Raw genomic sequence first — 11501 nt, forward strand, 5'->3', positions numbered from 1 at the left:
GCCGCTGAGCCGGTTCCGGGACCTGAGCTCAGCGGGTTTCTTCGACGTCCGTGGGAAGAAGGGTGCGCAACTGGTCGCGGGTCGCCTGAGATCCGCTGCGCTCGAGCTGGGCGATACGGCGAGCGTGCGCGGTCTGGGCGGCCTCGAAGAGCTTGCGGATCTCGCGGCCGTTCCCCTGGTCGAACCTTTCGGTCCGGCCGGTCACGTGATCGCGGATGGCGGCGCGCGTACTGTCGGGAACGTCGAAGCCGGAGGACTTCGCGATGCCGACGAAGATGTCGACCAGCTCGTCCGGGCCATACGGGGCGAAGGTGATGGTCCGGGAGAACCGCGAGGCGAGTCCAGGGTTCGCGGCGAGGAAGCCGTCCATCTCATCGGTGTATCCGGCGACGATGACGACGACCTCGTCGCGGTGGTCCTCCATGAGCTTGACGAGTGTGTCGATGGCTTCCTGCCCGAAGTCGGTATTCGCCCCGAACTGTCGCGAGAGGGTGTAGACCTCGTCGATGAACAGCACTCCACCACGCGCCTCGTCGAACGTGGCCGTGGTCTTCTGCGTGGTCTGGCCGAGGTACTGGCCGACCAGATCGGCTCGGGAGGCTTCGATGAAGTGGCCGCGGGCCAGCACGCCGAGAGCGGCCAAGAGCTCTCCGTAGAGCCGCGCGACCGTGGTCTTCCCGGTTCCGGGCGGGCCTGCGAAGATCAGATGGCTGGAGATCGGTGCGGCGTCCAAGCCCTCCTGCCGCCTGCGCCGAGTGGCGGCGATCAGATCGATGGTGTCACGGACCTGGCTCTTGACCGCCTCCAGGCCGATCATCACGTTGAGCCGGTCGAGGATCGCCTGGAGCTGTCCCGCGTCGCGTACCTCGCCCAGCCTGGTACTCAGGCCGGTGTCGACGACGCCGTCGAGATCTTCGGGCAGCAGAAGGGTCAGTTCCTCGGCCGTCGCAGGGCTGTCCTGACCGGACAGTCGCAGCGCCTGCTGTTCGACGACGGCTTCGAAGATGCGCCGGGCCTCCCGGCCGTTGCCAAAGGTCTCGTCTCTCCGGACCCGCTGAAAGTGGGCGAGAAGTGACGCATGTGCCTGCTCGGTGAACCCGAAACCGTACTGCGCGGCGAGGGTCTCGGTGATGCTGGTCAACTCGGCCGGGCTGTAGTTCTCGAACTCGATGGTGCGAGAGATGCGCGACTTCAGCCCGGGATTCGCCGTCAAGAACGCGCGCATCTCGGCCGAATAACCGGCGACGATGACGACGATCTCGTCGCGGTGGTCCTCCATGAGCTTGACGAGTGTGTCGATGGCCTCCTGCCCGAAGTCGGTGCCCGTGCCGAAGCGGCGGGACAGGGTGTACGCCTCGTCGATGAACAGCACTCCGCCCAACGCTTTGGTGAAGACGGCCGCGGTCTTCTGCGTGGTCTCACCCAGCACCTGCCCGACCAACTCCGTGCGCGACACTTCGGTGAATTGCCCGGTAGGGACCACGTCAAGAGCGGCGAGCAGCCGTCCGTACAGCCGGGCAACCGTCGTCTTGCCGGTACCAGGGGCACCGGCGAAGATCATGTGGCGGCCGATGGCCGGTCCATGCGGAAGCCCTGCCTGCCTGCGCTGTTCGGCGATGCGCAGGAGGCCGACCAGCTTGCTGATCTCGCGCTTTACCTCCGCCAGACCCACCATCGCGGTCAACTCGGCGAGCAGTTCGTCAACGTCGAGTTCCGGCGCCGCGCCCGAGGTCTCCGGGGCGGCGGCGCCGGGCTTGGCGACGGGTTCCGCGGGAGCCACCGTCGTGGCGGCGTTGGAGTCGGCGGCGGCGCCGATCTCGACTCCGATGATGTCGTCGGCGCCGTTCGCCTCGGAGCTCACCCGTTCCATGCGTACCTGCGAGCCGGCCGTCGTGACGATGCCCTGGCCGGCGTTGCCCGTGATGGTGCAGTCGCGCAGAACCGCTCTGGCGCCCGGATCTACCGCGACGCCGATGTTCTTGTTGTGCGACACCTTGGCTCCGTCGAGCGTGAGCACTCCTTCGTTCGCAGCCGACGCGCCGAACTGGGATTTGGTGATCGTGCCCCCGGTGAACCGTGCCGTGCCCGCGCCGCTCACTGCCAGCCCGCAGCTCGCCGCCTGCGTGATGTCGCAGTCCTCGAAGGCGGCGGTGGAAAGCTCGTCCACCACCACACCGTTGCGCCTGCCGTCCTCGATGTGTACTGACCGTGCGGTCAGCGTCGCGTTGGCCGTGACCCACACGCCGTCGGCTCCTGATCCGGTGACGAGGCAGTCCTCGGCGGTGGCGGAGGCGTTGTCACGTACCACAAGGCTGCTCTGGCCCGACGTGCGGAGCCGGGAGTCGCGGATGGTGGCCTTGGCGCGCCCCTGCGCCAGAATGCTCGCGGCCTTGGAATCCTCGATCTCACAATGCTCGATCAGCGGTGTCGAGCCCTCGGCCACCCAGATGCCGTGCTCGCCCGCCCGCTGGACGCGGCAGTCTCGGACGGTGACCCTGCTTCCGTTGCGGATGGCGATCCCGCACAGGTCAGCGTTGAACACCTCGGTGTGCTCGACCAGACCGGCGGAGTCGGAGTAGACGATGCCACCGCCGTGGACACGGCTGTCCCGGACGAAGAGTTCGGCTCTGTTCCACACGCTGATCGCGCGGCTCGACTTGCTGACGAACTCGCACTGTTCGACGATCAGAGTGCCGCCCACCGCCTCCAGGGGGACGCCCTCGGCGTTCCCGTTGCGCAACGTCAGGCCCCGCAAGGTGACATGGCCCTCGATCCGCAGCGTGTAGCTCCCGGCGCAGTCCACCGTGACCGTTCCAGGACCCCCGACCGCGGTGATCACCGCGTTCCCCCAGTATCTGAGGGCGTCCGAACGGTAGATGCCCGGCTCCACTGCGATGTGGCGCAGTCGCTCCCCGGGCGGCCCCGAAGCCTTCGCCGCGTCGGCGATCGTCGGGAACGCCTGTGCATTCGTCTGGGATACGACAAAGCCCGGCAACGGACCTCCCCCTGATCGGTCAAAAATGAATCCACCACAGATGATCCACCACAGCTGCTGCTCGCACGGCCATGTTTGCTACTCGGCGCCGGTGACGAGTCCAGCCCTGGCCCGTCTCCCGCCTCATGGGCCGCCGCCTCGGCTCACCGTCGTACGCGCGGTGGCAGAGGGCGGTGCGCGGGCACCGCGGAGAACCGGCGCCGGCATCTCGACAGCGGGAGCCCGGCCCGGTGCCCGAGCGGCCGTACTGCTGTTCGGCGTGCCGTCGCACATTCATCTCGTATACCGTCCGGGAGTTCCCCTAGCTTCCCGCATTCATGGCGGACCGGTGGCGACGGGTCGTACTAAGGAGAAACTATCTAACTGGCCTATCGCGGACGGTTGACCTGCGGGGATGCAATTCATGCAGGCCAGTAAGTAAGCATGAGAAAAGTGCTCTTTGAGCTGGGAGGATAGGGCTTGTCGAAGGTTCTGTCCGTGCCGATGTACATCCAGGCGGCTGCCCCGGCGACGGTACGCCCGATCGGTGCCTAAAATGCCCAGGCTCACTCCTGCCTGAACCTGCAGGTCAGCGCCCGAATCCAATATTCCAGCGGTACAGGATTTTCGACACCCAACAGGGTCAGTAGCCGGTGGCGAGGTCGTTGATGGTCCAGAGCCAGTAGCCCTCGGGGTCGGCAAACGCCTTGGGGTCGAGCGCCCGCAGTTCCACCGCGACACCGGTGCGTCCTCATCGACCCTGCGAGGGGTCACAACCTCCATACCTTGTCGGCCTGGCCTCGGGGAAGCGGATCTGCTGCCGCGGTTGTTCCGCTGGGATCGACGCCGAGGTCGGTTGCTCCGGACGCCGGTGATGCCGAACCGCATCGCTGTGGATCGCCGATGATGGAGGTCATGAGAGCCCGTGGTGCTGCCCATGGCGGTCCGGCAGAAGATTGCCCACCTTGGCAAGCCAGACGTGCGATGGCTGAGCGAACTGCCCGGCCTCATCACCGAGTTGGAGCAGCTATGGCCGATCATCGTGTGCAGGCCGGGACGGGCGTCGGCGGCGGGAAGCTGAGCTAGTCCAGGCCAGCACCGCAGCGATGAGCGCAGTCGTGGCCACGAATGCGAGTGGATCGTCGGTGCGTCCAGCCACCTGGAACGCTGGCACGAGAATGGTCAACGTGGTCGCCAGCGCGATCGGCATACGACGGCTCTGCAACGCCCGGCGCCACCGCGGGGCGTCCCGGCCGGACTCGGGCCTGAGCCGACCATACGTTCGCGACATGATCGTGCCTCCCCAACGGGTCGTTGCACTGGGCTAGGCGCGGTTTCACAGTCTGGCCGTCAGCTGGGTCTAGCCTCCGTCTACTGCAGTAGGTCGTCCACCAGAGCTTCGCCTCCTCGCTTTGCATTCCGTGATCAACGAGGGCTCTGGGGTGCTCGGCGCGGAGGGTCTCATATAACGCGCTGGCGATACCGCGCCGCTGGTATTCCGTCACGACATCGAGGTTGCGGGATGCAGGCGGTAGGGCCAGGATGAAGCCAGGCTGATAGGTGACCGGCATGTCGACCATCGACGTAGGCGGTTAAGTGCAGGCGGCGGTCAGTATCGATCCGATGTGAGGCCGGTCCCAGCACAGGACGTCAACCGTTCGCTCAGCCCCTTGCGCAACCCCGCCCGGGGTTCTCTCCGACGAAGCGCAGCACCAAGGCGCGGATGGAACGCACGGTCGGCGGCTGGCCCGGCCGCTTGGGCCTGGACCGGGCGGCGTGCCGACATTCGATCAGGTCGCGGTGCCAGCGCAGGACCGTGTGGGGGCGGACCAGTAACCGCATCCGGCGAAGCGTCTGTGGTCTCAACCGGTGCAGCAGCGCTGCCAACAAGGCCCTGTCCGGCCGGGTGAATCGGACCTCCCTTTCGCCCAGCTGGCGTTCCAGGACCGCGATCTGATGCCGCAGGACCAAGATCTCGGTGTCCTTGTCCCGATCGCTCGTGAGAAGAAGCCGCAGGATCGCGAACGTGTTCGTCGCCGTCAGGTAGGCCAGTCGTAGCAGTACAGCCGGTCATCATGCCGTGATGACCGCCGCGCCGTGAGCGTTCCCGTGCTGTTCCAAGGCGACGAAGCCCGGCACCCGGGGCCACCCATTATGCCTCTCACCTGCAGGGATGAGATTTTCGGCAACCGCAGTTCCCAGCTCGTTTCGGGCGGCCCGCAAATAGTGGTTTAATGTCAGTATTTTGACGTCGCCCGGCGCAGGAGGAGTGATGGTAATAGGGGGAACAGGGAATCCCGAGCTCGATCGTGAGATCTCCAGACTCGTTGCGCAGGTCGGCATGACGAAGGATCTCCCGGCGCGCCTGGCCGCTGTCAAAGGCGAGTCCGAATCCGTCGACCGGCTCATCAAAATCGTCGTGGATTCGAACGGAAGAATGATATCCCTCGACATCAATCCACGCGCGAAGCGCCTGGACGTGAAGAGTCTGGCGGATGAAATCCTCCGCGCCGCGCAAAGCGCTTACGATCGAATGCAGGAAGCCATACGGGAGGCGATGGGCGATTCGGCGGCCGTTTCGGAGGCGCTGCATCGCGTCATGTCCGGCGAGTTGGCAAAAGGAATACCGGAGGATATTCGGGGCGGTCCTGCGAGAGTGGCGAGATCGGCCGACCCGGTGGATGACCTGCAGGCTTTTCTTCGGCGAATTCAAGGCCTGCTGTAAAGCAGCGGAGGCAAAGGGGGCATCGTGACTCTTCACTACGACGCTGACAGCATCTATGTGGCGGCTAAGTCGTTCGTCGGTGAACCGCTGGCCCATATGAAAGCCGCCGAGCTGTACGCCAAGAACGATACGGATCTGAGCTGGCATGCGCTCGGCGCGATCGGATTTCCGGCCATAAACGCCTACAATTCGTGTCTGGCGGAGATGCGTGGAAACCTTGCGGGTGGCGTCAAAACGATACAGAAGATCGCCGATTCGCTGGTGATCGTCGCACGGAACTACAGTAATGCCGATAAATATGGCACGATAGCGCCTTTTGCTGCGCGGGAAATCCCGTATTCTCCCGTGGTGGAGCGTAAGCCCGACTATACGGCCTCGCAGAGCGGCTGGGCCGCCGCCGAAGGATTGGCTGCCCTTGCCTCGTTCGGGGCGCACGCTGGCTGGTACGGCAACGGCATGCGAGCCAACTTCGTTATCATCCGCTCATTGCTGCTGGCGGAGACAGCCTTGGAGCCTTTGTGCGCGGTGGCGCTCGGGCTGTGGGCGATGTTCAGCCCATCCGACGTCGAAGTCGACAAGGCCATCGAAAGCTGGATCCAGATCGAACGGCAGCTCGATGCCGTCCAGAAGAGCGTCGACAACGTGATCGGAGTGAACCTGACCCTCGCCAAATGGGGAAATGACGCACAGAAGGGCGACAACGCGCGTCAGCGGTTTGATGAGTTCATGAAGAATTCGTTCAGTGCCGAGTTGAATGAATCAAAAGAGCGAGCGAAGACAACATACACCAGCCTCATCGACCTCAAAAAAGAGGTCAACCGGGTGCAGGCGGCCCTGTTCGTCTCCCTCTCCGCGCTGTCGGCGACGCTGGCGGCCGCCTGGGTCGCGCAGTTCTGGCCTCCGATGATGGCGGTGGCCAAGGCCGTGAAGGCGGTGTGCGCTTCCCTGATCGCGCTCAGCGTCGCCGGTGCTGTGGCCGTGATAGCCGGTTTGCTGTCCGGCACGTCCACGACGGTCCAGAACCTGTGGTTCGGCACCGAGGAAAGGTTCCCCGCCAACCGGATGAACCCGGACGGGAGCGTGGACTTCAACGATGTGAACAAGATGGACTGGCACTGGGGGGAGCCGGGCCAGGTCAAGTGAGCGGGACGGCGGCGGGTGAGACCGGCGCCGCCGAGATGACCAGCAGCTGACGGACAGGCAGCATCTTGATCCGGGACCGGGACGGCAAGTTCCCCGAACACGACCGGCCCGCGGTCCTGAGCGCGGCCGGGACGGTGGCTTCGAAGGCGAGGTGGGCCGGAAGCTCGGACGTGAGGCGCTCGACCCGCTGGTCCCAGAGCGGGGCCCGCTCGGCCAGGTCCTCCGGCTTCTCGATGGCGCCGCCGAAGACCTCGTCGAAGGCCGCCATCGTCCGCTCGGTCAGGCCGGTACGCGCGCGGGCGAGGTCGTCTCCCGACAGCACCGGCTCCGGGTGGTCCTGCCGCCACCGCGCGTACGCCGCCGCGAAGACCTCCCCAGACTTCGCGGCCACGCCCTGCCGGGCCGTCTCCCGCGCGAACAGCGCGTGGAGCCGGGGCGTGCCGGTGGCCTCGCCGTACCAGGACCGCCACTGTTCCAGCCGCTCCGCTCGCCGGTGAACAGCTCACCGAACCGGTCGTTGACCGACCGGGCGATGGACTGCCACCGGCTGCGGGCGGATGTGCCGGCCGGTGAACTGCTTGCCATTGTCCGACAGAACCTCGAACGGCACCCCATACCGGCGCATCGCTGCGGTGAACGCCGAGCACACCGCCCGCCCGGACGGCACCGTCACCACTGCGGCGATCACCACGAACCGGGAATGGTCATCGATACCGGTGACCATCTTGCACTCCCGGCCACCGTCCCGCGCGCGATGGACGTCATCACCCGCCGGGCGTCTCCCAGTCCGACGAGCTGGACCCGACGAAGGGCGCCGTGAACGTACGGTCGGTCCCGATCCCCTGAGCCTCGCCTCCGCGGCCTGGGCGGGATGATGGCACGGGACGAAGGAGGCAGGATGAGCCGGGAGAAGCACCGCGTCGCCGTGCTCGTGCTGGAGGGCGCGAAGCCGCTCGACGTCGGCATCCCCGCGCAGGTGTTCTCCAGCCGGCCGAGCATGCCGTACGAGGTGCGGGTGTGCGGTGCCGCACCCGGGCTGGTGACCGGCGGCGACGGCCTGTCGTATCACGTGGCCGACGGCCTGGAGGCCCTGGAACGCGCCGACACGATCTTCATCCCCGGCTATCGGGAGCCGGCGACCACCGACCCGCCGGCGGCGGTCGTCGGCGCGCTCATGGCCTCGCGCGAGCGCGGGACCCGGCTCGCGGCCATCTCGACCGGGGCGTTCGCACTGGCGGCGACGGGCCTGCTCGACCGCAAGCGGGCGACGACGCACTGGCACTACACGAAGGCCCTGGCCGAACGGCATCCGCTCGTGCGGGTGGACGAGAACGTGCTGTTCGTCGACGAGGGCGACGTGCTGACTTCGGCGGGTGCAGCGTCCGGCATCGATCTGTGCCTGCACCTGGTGCGGCGCGACCACGGCGTCGCGCTCTCCAACCGCGTGGCGAGACGGCTGGTGGCCGCGCCCTACCGCAGCGGCGGGCAGGCGCAGTACGTCCCCCGGAGTGTGCCCGAACCGCTCGGCGACGTGTTCGCGAGCACACGCGAGTGGGCGCTGAAGCACCTCGACGAGCCCCTGACCCTGGAGGTGCTCGCCCGCAACGCGCGGGTGTCGGCGCGTACCTTCTCGCGGCGGTTCGTGGAGGACACCGGCTACACGCCGATGCAGTGGGTGCTCCGGGCCCGGGTGGACCTGGCGCGCGAGCTGCTCGAACGCACCGATCTGGGCGTGGGGCAGATCGCCGACCGGGTCGGGCTCGGTACCGCCGCGAACCTGCGTCTGCACTTCCAGCGCATTCTCGGCACCTCGCCGACGGAGTACCGGCACACCTTCTCGGCCTGAGGTCCGTTGGCGCGATCCTTGCGGTCGGTGGCGAAAATGCTGGCGAGATACTTGCGCATGTTGTCGTTCAAGCCACTGTCCGCCCGTGGCCCCGGCGTCGAGCATGGAGGGGCGTAACGAAAGGAGCCTCCATGACCCGCATCGCCGTCAACGGATTCGGCCGCATTGGACGCAGCACGCTCCGGGCCTTGCTGGAGCGCGACAGCAAGCTCGAAGTGGTCGCCGTCAACGACCTCACCGCCCCCGAGACGCTCGCGCACCTGCTCAAGTACGACAGCGCGCTCGGCCGCCTCGGCCGCTCCGTGGAGGTCGACGGATCCCGGCTCGTGGTCGACGGCCGCCGCATCACGGTGCTCGCCGAACGCGACCCCGCCGACCTGCCGTGGGCCGAGCTGGACGTCGACATCGTGCTGGAGTCGACCGGCCGCTTCACCGCGGCGGACGCCGCCCGCGCGCACATCCGCGCTGGTGCGGAACGCGTGCTGGTGAGCGCCCCCTCCGCCGACGCCGACGTCACGCTCGCCTACGGCGTGAACACCGACGCGTACGACCCTGCCGAGCATGTGATCGTCTCGAACGCCTCGTGCACCACGAACGCGCTGGCTCCGCTGGCATCCGTGCTGGACGACCTGGCCGGCATCGAGCACGGCTTCATGACCACGGTGCACGCCTACACACAGGAGCAGAACCTGCAGGACGGCCCCCACCGCGACCTGCGTCGCGCCCGCGCCGCCGGGGTGAACATCGTGCCCACCACCACCGGGGCCGCCAAGGCCATCGGCCTGGTGCTGCCAAACCTCGACGGCAAGCTGTCGGGCGACTCGATCCGCGTTCCGGTGCCGGTCGGCTCGATCGTGGAGCTGAACACCACGGTCTCCCGCGAGGTCACCCGCGACGAGGTGCTCGCGGCCTACCGCGCCGCCGCCGCCGACGGCCGGCTCGAGGGCATCCTCGACTACGCCGACGAGCCGCTGGTCTCCAGTGACATCACCGGCCAACCGGCGTCGGCGATCTTCGACGCCGCACTCACCCGCGTCGACGGCAGGCACGTCAAGGTGGCGGCCTGGTACGACAACGAGTGGGGCTTTTCCAACCGCCTCATCGACACGCTGGAGCTGCTCGCCGCACGTCAGGTCCCGGCCCCCTGACGTCTTGCGGGAGCGGCAGGCGCGGTCCGGGTGGCGGCGGAGAACCCCGGGTGGGGCTACCGGAGGATCGCCGGGGAACTGGCCCATCCGGGCCGCAGGATCGCACCCTGCCTGCCCGAGGTCGGCGTGCACCTCCTGTTCGGTGGTGGCGTTATGCCCTCATGCGTCGATAGGCCACGGCACGCCAGCCGAGCATGACCAACCCGAGAAACAGCATCGCGACAAGAACGAAGGTCACCGCGGTCCCCTGACCGGAAACGACACGCAACGCCATACCGGCGGCGACGGTCACCAGCCAGACGCCGATGCCGGTGCCCACGAGCGCTGCGGGTCGCCGCCCAGCCGATCACTAGTCCCGTCAGGAACGGCCAGGCCGACTTCGCGATCCCGGCAATGGTCTCGCCCTCACTGTGCCAGCCCGCCCGATCACCACGAACGCCATCACACAGCACAGGTCAAGGACCACCGCGGTTACCGAACGCATGTGCCTCAGCGTATCGACGGGCCCTTGATGGCCGGCTGCGCCACCGGACGACCTGGCTCATTCAGGATCGCTACCTGCGACTTTGTCGAGGCCCTTGCAACTGCCTGCAGGTCCGAACCCGCGGATTAAGAGCGAGCAACCAGCGCATGGCACGGGCAGGGAGCGCGACGTCGGCGGTCGGCCGCGGCTCTCTCGTACACCACGTCCGTGGACGCAACCCGCCCCGCCGCCGGCGGGCGTACTCTGCCCTGTCGACCTTCGGCGGGCGGGACGGTGCCGTGGCGAAGGCCGGCCCTGCAGAGCGGGTACGTGGAGATCGCTCACGCTCATGCCGGGGAGACGCTGAAGCTGTCCTAGCCGTTCGAGCTGAGCTTCGATCCGGCCGATCTGGCGGGTCCCCGATGCGGAGGGCCCGCCTGCTCAGAGTGCGAGGAGTTCGAAGGGCATCGCGTGGCGGACCCCCGCCGTCGTACCGGTGGCCTCGGCGATTCCGGTCAGGAACGCGGCCGGATCGAAGTCACTGCCGAGATTGTCCAGGTAGACCTTGTGCGCCCGAAGCGAGGCGATCCCGGCGTCGAGGTGACCGGTGACGTCCACGTAGTGCGCGGCGTTCGGAGAGTTGCTGAACAGCGCGAACCGCACGCCCTTCCACGGCTCCTCGGCCAGTTCGGTGAAGACCCACGGATTGGCCGCGTCTCGTACGGCGTCGGCCAGGGCCAGGCCGAACACCCGATGATCCGCCATGTTGAAGCCCTGCCCGCCGGACCACGTCTCGCGGAAGTTCAGCGACACGACGACCTCGGGCCGGTGACGGCGGATCGCGCGGGCGAGGTCACGGCGAAGAGGCAACCCGTACTCCAGTATCCCGTCGGGATGACCGAGGAACTCGACGACCTCGACCCCGACCTCGCGCGCGGCCGCCACCTGCTCCTCCGAACGGAGTCGCCCCGTCGTGGCCGGGTCCATCGACTCGATGCCGGCCTCACCCCGGGTGCCGAGCACCTCGATCACGGTCTTGCCCTGCGCCGTCCACCGGGCGATCGCCGAGGCCGCACCGTACTCCAGGTCATCGGGGTGGGCCACGACAGCGAGCGCCCGCCGCCAGTCCTCCGGTACCGCTTCCATGACGCGCACCTTAGCGCGGTGTCACTCTCCGCCGATCATGGGCTGACCCGCGGATT

9 protein-coding genes and 2 pseudogenes are annotated in these 11501 nt (G+C 67.4%); 5 read left to right on the forward strand and 6 right to left on the reverse strand.

Annotated elements, in window-relative coordinates; translation table 11 throughout:
- Window positions 1–28: 28 nt before the first annotated feature.
- Window positions 29–2995: a right-handed parallel beta-helix repeat-containing protein gene (locus NE236_RS24465; RefSeq protein WP_252844451.1), complete on the reverse strand. Its 2967-nt coding sequence runs from the start codon at window positions 2993–2995 to the stop codon at window positions 29–31.
- A gap of 622 nt (window positions 2996–3617) precedes the next feature.
- Entirely contained in the window at window positions 3618–3707 is a 90-nt protein-coding gene (locus tag NE236_RS24470; protein WP_252844452.1) for an SUKH-4 family immunity protein, read from the reverse strand.
- A 192-nt stretch (window positions 3708–3899) separates the two neighbouring features.
- On the opposite strand from NE236_RS24470, the gene NE236_RS24475 reads away from it, so the two are divergent.
- The 3 genes from NE236_RS24475 to NE236_RS24485 all read left to right on the forward strand — a co-directional run bounded on the left by NE236_RS24475 (window position 3900) and on the right by NE236_RS24485 (window position 6842).
- Window positions 3900–4055 carry a hypothetical protein gene (locus NE236_RS24475; protein WP_252844453.1) on the forward strand — a complete coding sequence of 52 codons (156 nt, stop codon included), beginning with the start codon at window positions 3900–3902 and terminating at the stop codon, window positions 4053–4055.
- A 1260-nt stretch (window positions 4056–5315) separates the two neighbouring features.
- Complete coding sequence (locus NE236_RS24480; protein ID WP_252844454.1) at window positions 5316–5699, forward strand: YbaB/EbfC family nucleoid-associated protein; 384 nt, start codon at window positions 5316–5318, stop codon at window positions 5697–5699.
- A gap of 24 nt (window positions 5700–5723) precedes the next feature.
- Window positions 5724–6842 carry a hypothetical protein gene (locus NE236_RS24485; RefSeq protein ID WP_252844455.1) on the forward strand — a complete coding sequence of 373 codons (1119 nt, stop codon included), beginning with the start codon at window positions 5724–5726 and terminating at the stop codon, window positions 6840–6842.
- Here the strand turns inward: NE236_RS24485 and NE236_RS24490 are convergent.
- On the reverse strand, window positions 6835–7233 hold the full coding sequence (locus NE236_RS24490) for a hypothetical protein (protein WP_252844456.1): 399 nt from the start codon (window positions 7231–7233) through the stop codon (window positions 6835–6837). The two genes, NE236_RS24485 and NE236_RS24490, sit on opposite strands and share 8 nt — an antisense overlap.
- Before the next feature lie 153 nt (window positions 7234–7386).
- A pseudogene (locus NE236_RS45550) lies at window positions 7387–7581 on the reverse strand (DDE-type integrase/transposase/recombinase); the annotation flags it as partial.
- Window positions 7582–7740: 159 nt separating this feature from the next.
- Here NE236_RS45550 and NE236_RS24500 point away from each other — a divergent pair.
- Entirely contained in the window at window positions 7741–8688 is a 948-nt protein-coding gene (locus NE236_RS24500; protein WP_252844457.1) for a GlxA family transcriptional regulator, read from the forward strand.
- A gap of 131 nt (window positions 8689–8819) precedes the next feature.
- Window positions 8820–9836: a type I glyceraldehyde-3-phosphate dehydrogenase gene (gene gap, locus NE236_RS24505; RefSeq protein WP_252844458.1), complete on the forward strand. Its 1017-nt coding sequence runs from the start codon at window positions 8820–8822 to the stop codon at window positions 9834–9836.
- A gap of 151 nt (window positions 9837–9987) precedes the next feature.
- Here the strand turns inward: gap and NE236_RS45155 are convergent.
- A pseudogene (locus tag NE236_RS45155) lies at window positions 9988–10161 on the reverse strand (DUF3054 domain-containing protein); the annotation flags it as partial.
- A gap of 579 nt (window positions 10162–10740) precedes the next feature.
- A complete protein-coding gene (locus NE236_RS24515; protein WP_252844459.1) occupies window positions 10741–11445 on the reverse strand; it encodes a PIG-L deacetylase family protein in 705 nt (234 codons plus the stop codon).
- Window positions 11446–11501: the final 56 nt, after the last annotated feature.

It is taken from the genome of Actinoallomurus purpureus (genome assembly GCF_024055795.1).
Taxonomy (GTDB): Bacteria; Actinomycetota; Actinomycetes; order Streptosporangiales; family Streptosporangiaceae; genus Actinoallomurus; species Actinoallomurus purpureus.

Excerpts from the sequence above, each read along its gene's own strand:
- NE236_RS24480 (WP_252844454.1), top strand. The coding sequence starts at position 5,316 with ATGACGAAGGATCTCCCGGCGCGCCTGGCCGCTGTCAAAGGCGAGTCC.
- NE236_RS24500 (WP_252844457.1), top strand. The coding sequence starts at position 7,741 with ATGAGCCGGGAGAAGCACCGCGTCGCCGTGCTCGTGCTGGAGGGCGCG.
- gap (WP_252844458.1), top strand. The coding sequence starts at position 8,820 with ATGACCCGCATCGCCGTCAACGGATTCGGCCGCATTGGACGCAGCACG.
- NE236_RS24515 (WP_252844459.1), bottom strand. The coding sequence starts at position 11,445 with ATGGAAGCGGTACCGGAGGACTGGCGGCGGGCGCTCGCTGTCGTGGCC.